17 protein-coding genes and 1 tRNA gene are annotated in these 15,376 nt (G+C 71.3%); 9 read left to right on the forward strand and 9 right to left on the reverse strand.

Going from position 1 to position 15,376, the window contains the following annotated elements:
- A partial coding sequence (locus tag HNR73_RS24825) for a hypothetical protein (protein WP_221331120.1) occupies positions 1 to 524 on the forward strand: 524 nt, incomplete at its 5' end.
- Here HNR73_RS24825 and HNR73_RS24830 read toward each other — a convergent pair.
- Both HNR73_RS24830 and HNR73_RS24835 read right to left on the reverse strand, forming a co-directional pair.
- Positions 440 to 1,090 carry a hypothetical protein gene (locus tag HNR73_RS24830; RefSeq protein ID WP_184790009.1) on the reverse strand — a complete coding sequence of 217 codons (651 nt, stop codon included), beginning with the start codon at positions 1,088 to 1,090 and terminating at the stop codon, positions 440 to 442. The genes HNR73_RS24825 and HNR73_RS24830 overlap by 85 nt on opposite strands.
- A 91-nt stretch (positions 1,091 to 1,181) precedes the next feature.
- Positions 1,182 to 2,048 (reverse strand): hypothetical protein, encoded by an 867-nt coding sequence (locus tag HNR73_RS24835; protein ID WP_184790010.1) that lies wholly within the window; start codon positions 2,046 to 2,048, stop codon positions 1,182 to 1,184.
- Between the two features lie 384 nt (positions 2,049 to 2,432).
- Between HNR73_RS24835 and HNR73_RS24840 the strand changes: the two genes are divergently transcribed.
- Positions 2,433 to 2,876: an SRPBCC family protein gene (locus HNR73_RS24840; protein WP_184790011.1), complete on the forward strand. Its 444-nt coding sequence runs from the start codon at positions 2,433 to 2,435 to the stop codon at positions 2,874 to 2,876.
- Here the strand turns inward: HNR73_RS24840 and HNR73_RS24845 are convergent.
- From HNR73_RS24845 to HNR73_RS24855, 3 genes are read right to left on the reverse strand one after another with little or no spacing between them, the layout of a single operon-like run.
- The gene (locus HNR73_RS24845) at positions 2,873 to 3,541 is read right to left on the reverse strand and encodes a DUF4241 domain-containing protein (RefSeq protein WP_184790012.1); all 669 of its coding nucleotides are present in this window, start codon (positions 3,539 to 3,541) and stop codon (positions 2,873 to 2,875) included. The two genes, HNR73_RS24840 and HNR73_RS24845, sit on opposite strands and share 4 nt — an antisense overlap.
- 40 nt (positions 3,542 to 3,581) lie before the next feature.
- Positions 3,582 to 4,829 carry an MFS transporter gene (locus HNR73_RS24850; RefSeq protein ID WP_184790013.1) on the reverse strand — a complete coding sequence of 416 codons (1,248 nt, stop codon included), beginning with the start codon at positions 4,827 to 4,829 and terminating at the stop codon, positions 3,582 to 3,584.
- Positions 4,826 to 5,425, reverse strand: a complete 600-nt coding sequence (locus tag HNR73_RS24855) for a winged helix-turn-helix domain-containing protein (protein WP_184790014.1) — start codon at positions 5,423 to 5,425, stop codon at positions 4,826 to 4,828. Before HNR73_RS24855 ends, HNR73_RS24850 begins: the two co-directional genes overlap by 4 nt.
- Positions 5,426 to 5,666: 241 nt before the next feature.
- Here HNR73_RS24855 and HNR73_RS24860 point away from each other — a divergent pair, with 241 nt between their 5' ends.
- Positions 5,667 to 7,961, forward strand: a complete 2,295-nt coding sequence (locus tag HNR73_RS24860) for a HelD family protein (RefSeq protein ID WP_239122412.1) — start codon at positions 5,667 to 5,669, stop codon at positions 7,959 to 7,961.
- Positions 7,962 to 7,964: 3 nt separating this feature from the next.
- Here HNR73_RS24860 and HNR73_RS24865 read toward each other — a convergent pair whose 3' ends face one another.
- The gene (locus HNR73_RS24865; protein WP_184790015.1) at positions 7,965 to 9,233 is read right to left on the reverse strand and encodes a prenyltransferase/squalene oxidase repeat-containing protein; all 1,269 of its coding nucleotides are present in this window, start codon (positions 9,231 to 9,233) and stop codon (positions 7,965 to 7,967) included.
- A 159-nt stretch (positions 9,234 to 9,392) separates the two neighbouring features.
- Here HNR73_RS24865 and HNR73_RS24870 point away from each other — a divergent pair, with 159 nt between their 5' ends.
- From HNR73_RS24870 to HNR73_RS24880, 3 genes are all read left to right on the forward strand, one after another.
- Complete coding sequence (locus tag HNR73_RS24870; RefSeq protein ID WP_184790016.1) at positions 9,393 to 9,866, forward strand: GNAT family N-acetyltransferase; 474 nt, start codon at positions 9,393 to 9,395, stop codon at positions 9,864 to 9,866.
- 71 nt (positions 9,867 to 9,937) lie between these two features.
- Positions 9,938 to 10,018, forward strand: a tRNA-Tyr gene (locus HNR73_RS24875).
- 399 nt (positions 10,019 to 10,417) lie between these two features.
- Positions 10,418 to 10,837, forward strand: coding sequence for a peptidase inhibitor family I36 protein (locus tag HNR73_RS24880; protein WP_184790017.1), 420 nt, complete (start codon positions 10,418 to 10,420; stop codon positions 10,835 to 10,837).
- 55 nt (positions 10,838 to 10,892) lie between these two features.
- Here the strand turns inward: HNR73_RS24880 and HNR73_RS24885 are convergent, their stop codons facing one another.
- From HNR73_RS24885 to HNR73_RS24895, 3 genes are read right to left on the reverse strand one after another with little or no spacing between them, the layout of a single operon-like run.
- Complete coding sequence (locus HNR73_RS24885; RefSeq protein ID WP_184790018.1) at positions 10,893 to 11,672, reverse strand: alpha/beta fold hydrolase; 780 nt, start codon at positions 11,670 to 11,672, stop codon at positions 10,893 to 10,895.
- Complete coding sequence (locus HNR73_RS24890) at positions 11,669 to 12,187, reverse strand: PadR family transcriptional regulator (protein WP_184790019.1); 519 nt, start codon at positions 12,185 to 12,187, stop codon at positions 11,669 to 11,671. The genes HNR73_RS24885 and HNR73_RS24890 overlap by 4 nt, the downstream gene beginning before the upstream one ends.
- A gap of 36 nt (positions 12,188 to 12,223) precedes the next feature.
- Positions 12,224 to 12,811 carry a TetR/AcrR family transcriptional regulator gene (locus tag HNR73_RS24895; protein ID WP_184790020.1) on the reverse strand — a complete coding sequence of 196 codons (588 nt, stop codon included), beginning with the start codon at positions 12,809 to 12,811 and terminating at the stop codon, positions 12,224 to 12,226.
- A gap of 76 nt (positions 12,812 to 12,887) precedes the next feature.
- On the opposite strand from HNR73_RS24895, the gene HNR73_RS24900 reads away from it, so the two are divergent.
- The 3 genes from HNR73_RS24900 (at position 12,888) to HNR73_RS24910 (ending at position 15,352) form a co-directional block, all read left to right on the forward strand.
- Entirely contained in the window at positions 12,888 to 13,643 is a 756-nt protein-coding gene (locus tag HNR73_RS24900; RefSeq protein WP_184790021.1) for an SDR family NAD(P)-dependent oxidoreductase, read from the forward strand.
- Positions 13,644 to 13,761: 118 nt separating this feature from the next.
- Complete coding sequence (locus tag HNR73_RS24905; protein ID WP_184790022.1) at positions 13,762 to 14,511, forward strand: hypothetical protein; 750 nt, start codon at positions 13,762 to 13,764, stop codon at positions 14,509 to 14,511.
- Positions 14,512 to 14,590: 79 nt separating this feature from the next.
- Entirely contained in the window at positions 14,591 to 15,352 is a 762-nt protein-coding gene (locus HNR73_RS24910; protein ID WP_184790023.1) for a hypothetical protein, read from the forward strand.
- Positions 15,353 to 15,376 lie beyond the last annotated feature (24 nt).

Below are 15,376 nucleotides of genomic sequence, written 5' to 3' on the forward strand. Positions count from 1 at the left end.
GGGAGCGGGAGCGGGAGCGGGAGCGGGAGCGGGAGCGGGAGCGGGAGCGGGAGCGGGAGCGGGAGCGGGAGCGGGAGCGGGAGCGGGAGCGGGAGCCCACCCCCACCCCGACCCCCACCCGGCGCTTCGCCGCGGCCCAGTCCCGTCTGCTGGGCGCGGTCGTCGAGCGGCTCATCCGGGCCACCGGTGGCGAGTGCGCAACCGTCCAGGGTCTTCGGGTGTGCCGAGAGGGCCGCCTTCGGCTGCACGCCAAAGGCGGTACCCAGCTCGGCGACACCTTCGTGACGTCCTACGAGCCCGCCCGGCTACGGCGGGGGCTCGTCGCGCACGAGACCCATCACCGCGACGCGCAGTGGCGGCGTTACGGACTCGTCTTCGGCGTCATGTACCTCTACGCGCACCTCCGGGACGTCGTGATCGGTAAGAAATGCTGCAACCGCTACGAACTGGCCGCCGAGGTCGCCTCCAACGGCGGCGGCGGGTACGACTGCCTCCCCGCGCCGGAGGCGCGGCGGCGGGGCTGACGCGGCTCCCACACCGCCTCCGCCAGCCACGGGTACTCCTCGGTGATCGCCGCGGCGACGCGCCCGCGCAGGACCCGCACGGCCTCCCGCCGCCCCGGCCTGCCTTCGAGCGCCTCCATCAGCTCCTCCGGCGAGGGCAGCCGCGAACGCAGGTACTCGACCTGCCAGCGGTGCAGCCGCTCGTCGGTCAGCGGGCGCTCACGTTCGTGCGCGATCGCCAGCGCGGCCAGCTCGTCCGGCGGATGCCGGGGCACGGTCACCTCCAGCCGCTCGGCGCTCTCCCGGCAGCGTTCGCGCTGCCGGGCGACGCGCTCGGCGGCCATCTCGGACAGCACGCGGCCCCGGTCCCGGCGGACACGGAACTCCTCGGTCGCCTCGACCTTCCCCACCCGCGACAGCGCGTACATGCGCATCGGCGCGCGGCTGCTCATCACCGGGTTGGGGTGGGTCTGGTCGGGCGGGTCGAGCAGGTCCCTGATCATCGCCGGGGTCCACCCGCGCCTGGCCAGCTCCGAACGCGAGACGTAGGCCTCGGTGTCCTCCGGGGTCGCTTCGATGTACAACATGGCGGTCCTCTCCGAGTGCGAACGGTGTGGAGCGGTGTTCGCACGGAGAGTAGAGAAGGGGTCTGACATTTCGGGCGGAAGTGCGCTTTCGCTAGCCGATCGGGACGAGCCCGTACGGGTCCGGCGACAGTTGCGCGCCGAGCTGGGTCAGGGCGTAGGTCGGGTCGATCGACTCAAGGTTGAGGTCGCCGAAGGCGGCGCGTTCGGCGCGAACCGCGACGAGCCGCCGATTCCCGACGACACCGACGATCCGCACGCTGTTGACGATCCTGGGCGGACCGGCGAGGAAGCCGTCGCGCAGGCAGCGCAACGTGAGCAGGACGAGCAGCGCCTCGTACATCTCCGCGCGCTCGTCGAAGGTTCCGCCGGGCAGGACCTCGCGCGGCGGGAGCTCGACGGTCATGGTCAGCTCGCGCGCCGACGGGCGGTACGACAGCGTGCGCCCGACCCGCAGCCACTCGGGGAACGTCGACTCGGCCAGTGCGGCGTTCGAGTACACGACCACCGCCTCGGGGTCACCGTTGCGCACGCCGTGGATGACCCGGAAGGCGCGCTTGTTGTGCGTGTCGATGCGCCGCTCGATGCCCTGCTCGTACGCGGTGCGGGCGACGTTGTACTCCTCGATCCGGGCGCGTTCGCGCTTGCGCCAGTCGGTGAGGGCCAGGCGGTACTTGAGCACCGACATCTGGTGGGCCTTCTTGTAGGAAGGCAGCGAGGAGCCGAACTTGTTGGAGTGCGGGGGCTTGAAGTCGTCCCACTCCGGTTCGGCGTAAGGGATCGCGAGCTTGCCGCCGTCGAACGGCTTGACCCGCTTGGGATCCACCAGCTGGGCGATGCGCGGGACGTCGATCGACACCGGCCCGTCGCTGAGGATCGCGGTGATCTCGGTGAGGCGGCCGCCGCGGTCGGTCGCCGACTCGGTTTCGCGACGAGCGAGCCTTTCCAGACTGCGTGTCATTGCCGGCACCTTCTTTGAAGCCTGATCGGGGTCAAGGGGGCGGTCCATCTAACTCAACAGAGTTGGGACGTGACCGGAAGGGTTGTGTCGGGGACCGGACCTAAGGTTGTCCTTAGTGGACTCGTATGTGATGTTAGGGGGTGGCCTGGGTCACTCAACGGGGTGGGGCGGTGGCGGAAAGTCCGGACGCCGGGACCGTCGCCCGGGAGTCCGGCCGGACCGGCCCGGCGCCCGCCGGTGGATGACATCGCAGGTCAGAGCCCTTCTCTTCGCGAGCCCGCCCCGGGCACGGCCAGCCGTTCCGCCCACCCGGCGACCCCCCGTGTGCAACCATCAGGCCGCAGGCCCAACCCGCGGCAGCACGCCGACCAAGGAGCGAGCCACATGGACACCGTCGTCCCCACCCGCATCACCCGGGAAATCCACGTCGACGCCCCCGTCGAGCGCGTCTGGGCGGTCCTCACCACGGCGGAGCACATCTCCGGCTGGTTCGGCGACTCCGCATCGGTCGACCTGCGGCCGGGCGGCGCGATGGCACTCGGGTGGGCCGCCTACGGGGACTTCCGGGCCGTCATCACCAAGGTCGAGGCGCCGCGCGCGTTCGCGTTCCGCTGGGCCGCCGAACCCGACGTCGAACCCGGCCAGGGCAACTCGACGCTCGTCGACTTCACCCTCACCGCCGACGGCGGCGGCACGCGCCTCACCGTCGCCGAGACCGGCTTCGGTCTCCTCTCCCGCCCGGCCGCCGCACAGGCCGAGCACGCCCAGGAGAACACCAAGGGCTGGGAGCAGGAACTCGCCGAACTGAAGGCCTACGCCGAGGCCTAGAGCACGTGGAAGTCGGTCACGACCGAGACCACTGCACCCGAGGCGTCGCGTCCGATCCACGTCGGATAGACCCCGTCGCCCCATCCCGACGGGAAGACGACCACGTTGAGTCCCGACACCTCGTCGGTGACGTTCGCGCCGAGCCGCGGTTCGGGACCCGCGGCCGCCACGGCGAGGGCGTCCTCCAGGTCGTGTTCGCTGTCGGCGTCGTTGATGCGGTCGAGGGCCTTGCTTCCCGACGCGTCGATGAACGCGCCCGTCCCGGCGTCCACGCCGTACCCGAAGTACAGGTCCCCGGTCAGCGTCGCCGGATCCTGCCCCTCGGTCACCGCCATCTCCCAGCTCACGGCCGGGCTCGCACCGACGAGCACCTGCGCGGCCGCGACGCGCCGGTGCGCGCTCGGCTGCGCCTGCCCGTGCACGCTGTCGAGCAGCGCCACGCTCAGCCGCACCGGGTGCGAGCCCGCGGGCAGCTCGACGGTGAACGGCTCCAGCTCCCAGAAGACCATCGGATCGCAGGCCGACAGCCGCCCGGTCGGCAGGGCGAGTTCGCCGAGGCCGACCAGCTCGATCGTCGCCGAGACCCGGGGCGTCTCGACCTTCCGCCCGGCGACGAACAGCTCGTCGAAACCGCCGGTGCGCAATGTGCGGGGAGTTTCCGACATAGCGGCATCCTAGGCCGCAGATGCGACATGTGGGGGATCCTCACACGGCGGTTCGGGCGAGTTCACGCTCTCGTACCGGTTCGTCCCCGCGATCCATGCCCCGCCAGATTCCTTGCACGAAGGGCGATAGCGTCGCCACGAGGTACAGCAGGCCGCCGGCGAGCAGTGCGCCGCTCGGTCCGAAACCGGACACCGCGAGTCCGCCGAGGAGCGCGCCGAGCGGGATGCCGACCCACGACAGGGCGCCGCTGAGCCCGAGCACGCGCGCCCGCAGCTCCTCGGGGATGCGCGCGAACATGACCGCCGAGATGATCGGGTTGAGCGAGGCGGTGGCCAGTCCGGAGGCGAAGGAGACGGCGAGGACGACGGCGATGTCGTCGGTGAAGGCCATGGCGAAGAACCGGGGGGAGCCGGCGATGAGGAAGCAGATCGCGAAGGTCCAGCGGCGGGGGAGTTTCGGGCCGAGCCAGGTGAACAGCACGTTCCCGCACACGGCGGCCACGCCGAAGGACCCGGCGATCATGCCGAGCATGGCCGGATCGCCGAAGTTGTCGCGGATCCAGACCGGCACGAAGACGACCGTGAATGCCTGCGAGGCCATGTTGGTGAAGGTCAGCATGACGCACAGCACCACCAGCAGCCGGTCGCCGAACATGTATCGCGCGCCTTTCGCCAGCGCGGTCAGGTACGGCTCGGCGTCCTTTGTGGACGGCGCCTTGCCGGGTGTGCGGGCGAACGAGGCGAGGAGTGCCGCCGACAGGAGGAAGGACGCGGCGTCGAGCCACAGCACGTTCACCGCGCCCATCCAGGCGATCAGGACTCCCGCGGCGGGTGCGGCGAGCAGGGTCGAGAGCCGGTCGATGCCGTCGAACACCGACAGGGAGCGTTCCATCGACGCGTCCGCCGCCTCGATGACGTCGGGCAGCAGGACGTGTGTGGCGCTCGACGCGATGCCCTGCGCGAGCCCGGCGACGGCGACGATGCCCAGCAGGCCGGAGAAGGCGAGGTGCCCGCCGTCGAACAGCAGCGGCACGCACGCCACGGTGGCGGCGCTGATCAGCTGCGAGCCGACCGCGACCCGGCGGCGCCCGAAGCGGTCGACGAGGGGTGCGCCGAAGGCGCTGGCGGCGACGTACAGGCTCAGTTCGACGAAGGCGACGAGGCCGGTCTGCGTGGCCGATCCCGTCGTCGACAGCACCAGCCACGGCAGGGCCACGAGGGTGAGGCGGCTACCGGCGGCCGAGACCCCGTGCGCGGTGAGGAAGCCGATGAGCGGCAGGCGTCTCACCGTGCATCACCGGCCAGGGGGAGCAGGTTGAAGGTCGTGGCGACGTGTTCGGCGCCCGCGGGCGCGTCGGGTGCGTCGAAGTGGCGGTAGCGGTCGAGGACGGCGGTGACCTCCTCGATCAGCCGCAGCGACTCCTCGGGCGTCAGGCGCAGCGAGACGTTGTTGAGGGTAAAGGCGCCGCGCCACTCCTCGGGCAGGGCGTAGAGCTCGTTGACGAAGCGGTGGCCACGGTCGGCGGTCGCGTCGACCACGGCGTGCAGGTAGGTCTCGGCGTCGGCGGGGTCCACCTGGGAGGAGTCGTTGAGGACGGTGGAGCGGTGCACGGCCTTCCACCAGCGTTCGCGGGCGGTGCCGCGGTCGGGGTCCTCCACGACGAAGCCGTAGGTGGCGAGCTGTCGCAGGTGGTAGCTGGTGGCGCCGCTGGACTGGCCGAGGCGCTCGGCGAGGCCGGTGGCGGTCGCGGGGCCGCCGCGGCGGAGGAGGTCGAGGATGCGGACGCGCAGGGGGTGGGCGATGCCGCGGATGCGGCGGGCGTCGAGGAGCACGTCCTTGTCGGGGTCGTGGCCGCTCGTGGGCGGGGTCTCGGGTTCGCTCATGTTGCCAACATAGCTTTGCAAAGGGTCAGTTGCAAAGACTTCTTTGGAAGTTGGCGTGCGGGACGCCCCGGCCGGACGGAGCGGGGTGCGGGCGCGCGCGTGTAATGGAAAGCACGTACCGGGAAGAGGCCGAAGAGGCTGGCATGCGGTGAAGGGAAAGGCTATATTTGCCATCCGTGCGCATGCGGAATCGACACGAAGAAACTGTCGACTTCGAGAACTGTAACAGAATGGAGTCTCGTTGTCAAGCGAGGAAATCGAACGTGAACAGGCGTACGTCGACAAACTCTACGCTCGGCTCGACGCCATGCGGGAGAACGCATCCGGTCGCCTTGACCAGGTACTTCTCCAGTCCGGAGGTACCCACCAGGCCCGCAGTGAACGCGACAGCATTGCCGCCGGATACCACGACGACATCACCGAATACGGCGGTCTGGAAAACGGACTGTGTTTCGGGCGACTCGATTTCGACAACGCGGAACGAAGCTATATCGGCCGACGCGGACTTTACGAGGATTCGCCCGAGCGCGCGCAGTTGCTGATGGACTGGCGCGCCCCCGCGGCCCGCCCCTTCTACCTCGCGACCGTCGCCTCGCCCGAAGGCGTCCGCGTCCGCCGCCACATCCGCTCCAGCGGCCGCGCGGTCACCGGCATCGACGACGAGGTCCTCGACCTGACCGCCGTCGACACCAGCGGACACGACGCCGTCACCGGCGAGAGCGTCCTGCTCGCCTCCCTCAACGCCCGCCGGACCGGCCGGATGGGCGACATCGTCGAGACCATCCAGGCCGAACAGGACCGCATCATCCGCGCCGACGTGCGCGGCATCCTGGTCGTCCAGGGCGGCCCGGGCACCGGCAAGACCGCCGTGGCGCTGCACCGCGCCGCCTACCTCCTCTACACCCACCGCCGCGAACTCACCCAGCGCGGCGTGCTGGTCGTCGGGCCCAACACGACCTTCCTCGGCTACATCGGCCGCGTCCTGCCCTCCCTCGGCGAGACCAGCGCCCTTCTGTCCACCGTGGGTGGACTCTTCCCGGGCGTCGTCGCCGAACGCGAGGAAGGCCCCGAAGCCGCCTCCGTCAAGGGATCCATCGTCATGGCCGAGGTCGTCGAGCGCGCCGTCGCCGACCGCCAGCGCGTCCCCGGCGAACCCATGGAGATCCTCGTCGAACGCGACCCGGTCTGGATCGAACCCGCCGTCGCCGAACGCGCCCGCGAACAGGCCCGGCGCTCCCTCAAACCGCACAACCAGGCCCGCGCGATCTTCGCCGAGATCGTCGTCGACGGCCTCGCCCGCCAGATCGCCGAACGCATCGGCGCCGACGTCCTCGACCCCGACGCCCCGAACCTCCTCGAAGAGGGCGACCTCGCCGAGATGCGCGCCGAACTCGCCGAGGACCGCGCCGTGCTCGCCGCACTCGACGAACTGTGGCCGGTGCTGACGCCGCAGCGGCTCCTCGACGACCTCTACGAGTGGGACGACCTGCTCGAAGCGGCCACACCGATGCTCACCCCCGCCCAGCGCGCGGCCCTGCGCCGCGAACCCGGCGGCGGCTGGACCCCGGCCGACGTCCCCCTGCTCGACGAGGCCGCCGAACTGCTCGGCGACGACGAGCGCGTCATGCGCGAGAAGGCCCGCCGCGAAAAGGCCCGCCGCGAACGGATCGCGTACGCGCAGGGCGTGCTGGACATCGCGGCCGGCTCGGAGTCCTATGAGTTCGAGGACATCGAGTCGGAGGTCCTGACCGCCTTCGACCTCATCGACGCCGACGAACTCGCCGGCCGCCACGAGGAGGAGGCACGGCTCACCGTCGCCGAACGGGCCGCCGCCGACCGCCGCTGGATGTTCGGTCACGTCATCGTCGACGAGGCCCAGGAGCTGTCGGAGATGGTGTGGCGCCTGCTGATGCGCCGCTGCCCCTCGAAGTCGATGACCCTCGTCGGCGACGTCGCCCAGACCGGCGACGAGGCCGGCACGACCTCCTGGGAGCACGTGCTGTCGCCCTACGTCGACGACCGCTGGCGACTGGAGCACCTCACCGTCAACTACCGCACCCCGGCCGAGATCATGGACCTCGCCGCCTCCGTGCTCGCCGAGCTCGACCCCTCCCTCGAAGTGCCCACATCGGTGCGGGAGACCGGAACCGAGCCGTGGACGTCCCATGTGGACGACCTCGCCGCCGCCCTGCCCGCGCTCGTCGCCCGCGAGGCCGCCGCCGTCGGCGACGGACGGCTCGCCGTCATCGTGCCGAGCGGCTCGCTGACCGAGCTCGGCGCCGCGGTCGCCGCGGCGGTCCCCGGCACCGCGGTCGGCGAGAAGGTCGACCTGGAGAGCCCGGTCGTCGTCCTCGACGTCAAGCGCGCCAAGGGACTGGAGTTCGACGCGGTCGTGCTCGCCGAGCCCGCCGCGATCGTGGCCGAGTCGGCGCGCGGCCTGTCCGACCTCTACGTCGCGCTCACCCGCGCGACGCAGCGGCTCGGCATCGTCCACAGTGGAGAGCTCCCGGCCGGTCTCACCCGGCCGGGCGAGTGAACGTCAGGACCGCCGGTCCCCGCGCAGCGCGCGCCACAGCCACAGCGCGCAGCCGGCCCCGGCGGTCCACAACCCCGTCGAGATCAGGTTGTCGCGGACCGAGGACCAGCCGATGTGGACCTTCGACAGCACCGGCGTGAGCAGCGGTGCCAGGTCGGGGGACAGGACATAGAGCAGCAGCCCGAACAGGACCACGTTCTGCGCGTTCTTCAGCAGCCAGCGCACCGCCTTGAAGCGCGCGTTCGCCGCCGTGTCGAGGGACACCGAGGGCAGACCGCCGGCCCAGGTGTGCAGCGCGATGATGTTCTGCGCGGTCAGCCAGACGTAGCGGTTGGTGCTGTAGGCGTCATAGAGCCAGGAGCCCGCGTCGGCGCCGCCGCCCTCGCCCTGTTTGGTCTGCGTGTCGAGGATGTGCCGCGCGGCCGAGGCGCAGGCCGCCCGCGCGCGACGGCCGTCGACGCCCGTCAGCGCGGTCAGCGCCCAGGCCGTGCCGTCGTTGAAGCAGTAGTTGACGCTGTTGCTCGGGGAGGCGACCCACTCCTCCAGGTTGTTGATCCAGCTGCCGTCGGGGAGCTGCTGGCCGAGCAGGAAGTCGATGGCGTGGGTGTACTTCGCCTCCGGGTAGCGCGCCCCGCGCAGGGCGATGATGACCTGCGCGGTCGTCGCCGCGTTCGGTCGCGCGCGGCTGTTGACGCCCCAGCCCCAGGTCGTGCCGTCCTGGCAGCTGAAGAGGTGGTTGATCAGGCGTTTGCGCGTGGCCTCGTCGTGGTCCCAGACCGCGAAGGCCCACAGGGTCAGGGCGGTCGGCAGGACGCGCGGTTCGGTGCGGTCGCGCGGGGTCGTGGCCACACCGCCGCCGTCGTCGATGCAGGACTCCAGGAAGGCGAGGGCACGGCGGACGGCGTCGTCGGGATGCTTGCGGGTCTGCTCGCACAGCGCGATCAGGACCAGCGCCGTCGACTCCGCGCCCGCGTAGGGCGTGCCGATCGAGGCGAAGGCGCCCGAGGGCTCCTGGCGGGCGCGCAGCCACTCGGCGACGTCGGCGACGTCGATGTCGGGCAGGTACGGCGGGCGCGGGCGGTGGTGGTCGGCGAGCGCGATGAGGGCGCGCAGGGCGTCGGTCGTGCCACCCCAGACCGAGGGATGCGCCTGGCCGGACTTGGCGGGCCAGGCGCGCTCGCCGGTGAGGTAGGCGTCGCCCAGCCAGGTGGCGGCCAGGGCGAGGCATTCGTCGATCTCGCGGGCATGGGGTCGGCGTTTGCGGATGGCCATCAGCGATCCCCCCTTGTCCCGAGGATATCCGTTGTGCCCACAGTGGACTGTCGGACGAACACGGGGTGAAGTACCGGTGGCGTAACGGATGTGCGGTGTCGGAAGGTTCACCGTTCACGGGTCTCGCGCGTCTTGCCGTACTGCGCTACCGTGCCGCACATGATCACTGCGCGCCGGGCGACCGTTGCTGACATCGACGAACTCGTGCGACTCCGGGGAGTGATGCTGACCGGGATGGCGGGGGTGGAGCCCGAGCCGGGGCCGTGGCAGGAGACGTCGGCGGAGATCCTGCGCGAGCGTCTCCCCGGTGCCGACGCCGCCCTCGCGGCCTTCGCCGTCGACCGCCCCGGCGAGCCCGGCAAACTCGCCGCCTGTGTCCTCGCCGTCGTCGAGCAGCGCCTGGCGTCGCCGGAGAACCCGAGCGGGCGCGTCGGGTACATCTTCAGCGTCGCCACCGACGACGCCTACCGCCGCAGGGGCTATTCGCGGCTGTGCATGGAGGCGACGCTGGCCTGGTACCGCGAGCGGGGTGTCGGCAAGGTCGACCTGCGCGCGTCGGTGGACGCCGAACCGCTGTACCGGTCGCTGGGGTTCGTGCGGACCTCGGATCCGGCGATGCGGCTGAGCATGTGAGCAACCCGCTTGCGGGGGCTCGGGGGCGTGTGGTTATCCTGTGTGCCGCGCCTTCGTTCGCGAAGGCGTTAGGCAGGTTGCCCGAGTGGCCAAAGGGAGCAGACTGTAAATCTGCCGGTTCGCCTACGTTGGTTCGAATCCAACACCTGCCACAGGTAGTGAGAAAGAGCCCCCGACCTGGGGAAACTCAGGTCGGGGGCTTTTCGTGCGCGGGCTTCGCCGCCGGAGCCGGGGGGCCGCGCGAACGGGCGCGGCCGTGGTTCGGCGAGCCCCCGGTGGGGTGTCACCTTCACCTGCGACGGCACTCGCGTCAACGAACTCTCGGTGCGGCCGTCGTCCGGTGAGGTCTTGGGCGGTCGGTCGAGGGCGCGGCCCGTCCCCGTGGCGAGAATCTATCGAAGCGTGTCAATCCACCTGCTTTCGGTGCAGCAGGCCTTCGGTGATGATCAGGGCATCGAACCGACGGTCCGCCGCGAACGGGAGGAAGGCGCGTGCGTCGCCTGCCGCGGGGTCCGTCGGCCAGTCGGAACACACGAAGGGAACGTGTCTTGATGACGGCAAGGCGAACCTCGACCACGCTCCTCGCCGCCGTGCTGCTGGCCGTGGCACTGCTGGCGGGAGTCGGGCCGGCCGCGCCGGCGAGTGCGGCCGGCCCGGGGGCCGTGTCCGCGGCGGACGTCGAACCGATGGCCTTCGCGGACTGCCCGTCCGGGGTGATCTGCATCTACATCGCGACCAACGGCGGCGGTCTGCCCGGGTGGACGAGGCTCTACGAGACCAGCCCGGGGAGGTGCACCTTCGCGGGGATCGTAGGTCTGACGGGCCTCCGCGGCGTCATGTCGGCCTACAACCGGACCGACAGCCTCCAGAAGCTCTGGACCGGCACGAACTGCACCGGTAGCGCGGCATGGATCTACCCGGGGAACCAGATCGTCAACCTGGGCACCGCTCGCTGGTCGGTCGGGGGATAGCCCTCCGCCGACCCGGGCGAGAGCCCGGCCGGCCCCATGCCGGGGCCGGCCGGGCTCAACCGCCCACCCCCGCCAGCCGCGGGTCCACCGTCCCGTCCAGCCATCCGCGCAGGACGTCGTTGAACAGGCCGGTGTCCTCGACGTTCCAGACGTGGTGCATGCCCGGCGCGAGCCGCAGCCGGGCCTGCGGAGCCGCTGCGGCGAGTGCCGTCAGCGACTCGCGGACGACGGCGTCCTCCTTCTCTCCGGCGATGGCGAGCAGGGGCCCTTCGTAGTCGCGCAGGCCGTCGGGGACGCCACCGGCGTAGACGTCGGTGAACATCGCCCGCGCGGTCTCCTTGCGGACCGACAGCCCGTGGCCGACGTACCTGTCGCGGGCGTCGGCGGGGAGGCGCATCCCGGCGGCCAGGGCGCGCCAGTACCAGCGGCGGCGCCAGAACGCCAGTTGCAGTCGCGCGACCAGCCGCACGCCGCGCCCCGGCCGGGCGAGTGGGGCGCCGGTGAGCATGGCCGACCGCACGCGGCCGGGGTGGCGGGCGAGCACGCGCAGTGCGGTCACCGCTCCGAGTGAGAGGCCGACGAGGTCGAAGCGGCCGTCGGCGCCGTTCTCCGTCGCCCGCGCGACGACGTCGTCGGCGACGTCGTCGAGTCCCGGCCAGTCCTCGCCGACGCGGGTGCCGAAGCCGGGCAGGTCGGGGGTGAGCACGAGGCGGTCGGCGACGGCGTCGAGCTGGGGCTCCCACATCCAGTTGGCGACGTTGCCTCCGTGCAGGAGCACGAGCGGCGGGGCCGTGGTGGCCGACCGGGGCGGGTGCGTCTCCGGGAAGCCGTTCACGTCAGTTCCTTCTCGACGGTGTCGAGCCAGGCCAGTTCGGTGCGCAGGTGCGCGATGCCGTTGTCCAGCGTCGCCAGTCGCAGGCGGGCGGCGCGGTCGGGTGCCCCGGTCTCGGCGCGCGTCGCCTCGAAGTCGGCGAGTAGCGCGCGGGTGGTCTCCCGGCGTCGCGCGAAGAGCGCGCGGAGGGCGTCGTCGTCGAGACCGTCACCGAAGAAGACGCGGGCGAGGAAGGGGTCGCGCTCCAGGTGGCGTTCGGGTTCGGCGGCGAGCCAGGCGGCGAGGGCGGCCCGGCCGGCGGGGGTGATGCGGTGCTCCTGGCGGTTCGGCGCGCTCGTCCCGGCGACGGTCTCGACCTCGGCGAAGCCTTCGGTGACGAGCTGGGCGAGGGTGCGGTAGATCTGTGCCTTGTCGGCCGCCCAGAAGTGCCCGGCGGTGGTGTCGAAGTGCCGTTTGAGGTCGTAGCCGGTCATCGGCGACAGCGCGAGCAGCCCCAGGATGATGCGTGACAGAACCATGCCTCTAGTAGACATGTCACCTAGTGGATTTGTCAACTAGGGCCGGGCGGGCCACGCCCTCATCGCCGACGTCGCGATCGCGTGCAGTTCCTCCCGGCTCGCGCCGTCGCAGGCCTGTGTCGACATGCCCTGCACCACGGCGGCGTAGAAGGTCGCCAGCTCCTTCGGGTCGGTGCCCTCGTCCAGGCGGCCGGCGTCGGCGGCGATGCGGTCGGCGATCGCGGCCTTGCTGGCCTCGCGGTCGGCGCGCAGGGACGCGCGGACGTCGCCGTCGGCGACGTTGACCGCCGCGCTGATGACCAGGCAGCCGGGCGGATGGGACGGGTCGGTGTAGTCGTCGGCGAGCGCGTGCAGCAGCCGGTCGAGGGCCTCGCGTGCGGTCGGGGCGGCCAGGGCCTCCTCCATGACGGGGCTCGCGGTCGCCTTGTATCCGGCGACGACCTCGTCGAAGAGTGCGCGCTTGTCGCCGAAGGCGGCGTACAGGCTCGGCGGGCGGATGCCCATCGCGGCGGTCAGGTCGGCGATCGAGGCCGTCTCGTAGCCGCGCTCCCAGAAGAGCTCGGTGGCGCGGCGCAGCGCCTCGTCGCGGTCGAAGGCTCGGGGGCGTCCTCGGGTAACTGGCACCCCCTGATTCTATAACGCTCGCTACATATGTGCTAGCGTCTTTCCGTAACGACCACTACAGAAAGAATCGGCCATCATGAGCAGCAAGATCGCCCTCGTCACCGGCTCCTCCCGCGGTATCGGCCGCGGCATCGCCCGCCGCCTCGCCGCCGACGGCGTGCTCGTCGGCGTCCACTACGGCTTCGACGAGACCGCCGCGAAGCAGACTGTCGACGACATCACCGCCGCGGGCGGCCGCGCCTTCACCGTCCACGCCGAACTCGGCGTCCCCGGCGACGCCGAGACGCTGTGGGCGAACTTCGACGCACGACTCGCCGCCCTCGGCGCCGAAGGCCTCGACATCCTCGTCAACAACGCCGGCGCCAACGGACCCGGCCCGATCGGCGAGGCCACCGCCGACGGCTTCGACCGCGCCATCGCCCTCAACCTCCGCGCGCCCTTCCTCATCACCCAGGGCGGCCTGACCCGCATGCGCGACGGCGGCCGCGTCGTCAACATCTCCTCGGGCGCGGCGATCCTGCCCTGGGCGCAGGACCCGGTCTACGGCATGACGAAGGCCGCGCTCGACCACTTCACGAAGTCCCTGGCCAAAGAGCTCGGACCGCGCGGGATCACCGTCAACTCGGTCGGCCCGGGCGTGATCGACACCGACATCAACGCCTCCTGGCTGCGCGCCTCCGACGAGGGCCGCGCCGCCGGTGCCGCGTACTCGGCCTTCGGGCGGGTCGGCGAGGTCGAGGACGTCGCCGACGTCGTGGGCTTCCTCGCCTCCGACGCCGGCCGCTGGGTCACCGGCTCCTGGCTCGACGCGACCGGAGGATCGCTGCTGTAGGCGCCACGGCCGACGGCACCGATCGGCGATCGGACCGGCCGCGAGTGGCCGGTCCGCCCTTGATCCATGCATCATTGGCTTGCCCTTCGCCCAGCCCACATTCCCCCGAGGTGCCCGCATGCTCACCCCTCGCCGCCGCGCGCTGTCCATTTCCCTCACCGCGGTCGCCCTGCTCGCCGCCGGGTGCACCAAGGCCACCGTGAACGCCGCACCCTGGGGTGCCCCCCTCGACGCGGTGACCGCCGCCGCGGCCGGACTCGCCGACGGCGTCGCCTTCCGCGGCGTGACCGAGGCCGACAGCGTGTCGCTCGCGACCAACGGCGAGGAGATCCCGGCCGAACACAAGTTCCGCCTCTACCAGGAGGTCAGCAGCGGCGTCGCGAACATCGCCACCGAGCTGCGGCTCATCGGCGACGAGCTGTGGATGCGCATCAGCGGCCTCGGCGGGGACGGGGACTGGGGGCACATCGCCGACGGCGCGTTCCTCGGCGAGACGGCCGACGTCGTCGGCCCGTCGGTCTGGGCCCCCGAGCTGTTCGCGCAGATCACGACCATCGAGCGGATCGGCGAGCAGAAGTACGGCGGTGTGCTCGACCTGACCGAGGCCGACCCGGACAGGACCGGCATCGACAAGGCCATCATGCGCGACCTGCCCGACGAGGCCGAAGAGGTCGAGTTCTCCGTCTCGCTCAACGCCGACGGCACGCTCAACACCCTCACCCTGGAGATCGACGACACCGCGCAGGGCGACGTGACCATCGACTACTCCTTCACCAAGCACGGCGCCCCCAACGACGTCACCGAACCCGACGGCAAGATCGTCGAGGTCACCGACGAGAACGCCATGGAGTGGTTCGCCGGCTCCTGAGGATCGTCCACCGTGGATGGACTTGCCACCGTCCGGCCGTGACGGGCATCATGGGCGTCCCCGACCCGAGGTGCCCCTCATGCCGTCCGTCCGCGTCCGCGCGCTGTCCGCCTGCCTCGCCCTCACCGTCGCCGCGGTCCTCGCCGGTTGCGGGAGGACCGCGACCCTCGACGGTCCCGCGTGGGGCACTCCCGACGAGGCGATCGCCGCCGCCGTGGCGAAGATGCCCGAGGGCTTCAACTTCGTCGCCGAGGTGGCGGGCCTCGCCGGGCAGGAGAACGTCAACGGGACCGACCGCCCCGGCGAAGGGTCGTTGTCGCTCGTCCGCAGTTCCGTCGGGGCCGCGAGCGTCAACCGGGCCGTCCTGATCGGCGACGAACTGTGGATGCGCTACGAGGGCATCGCCGGTTTCCCCGAGGAATGGGGGCACCTCGCCACCGGCGGTTCGGTCTTCGCCGCGGGCGCCGGGATGATCGGGCCGGGGACGTGGGTGCCCGCCCTCGTCGACGAGATCGTGTCGGTCGAGCGGACCGGCCCGATGCGCTTCGGCGGGATCCTCGACTTCGACGCCGTCGAGCCGCAGAAGACCGGCGTGCCCTCCTACCAGCTCGACTCCGTCGACAACGGCGACGAGGTCGCCTTCTCCCTCAACCTGAACAAGGACGGGTACATCGAGCACTTCGAGTTCACCCTCGAAGGACCCGACGGTGACCTGGTCATGAACTACAACTTCAACGAGCACGGTACGGCCAACGAGGTCGCTCCGCCTGCGGGCGAGGAGATCACCGAGCTGACCACCGAGACCATCGTGGACTGGCTGCTCGGCGACTTCGGATCCTAAAAAAGCGCCGAGACGACGGCGGCC

The organism is Phytomonospora endophytica, assembly GCF_014202425.1.
GTDB lineage: Bacteria > Actinomycetota > Actinomycetes > Mycobacteriales > Micromonosporaceae > Phytomonospora > Phytomonospora endophytica.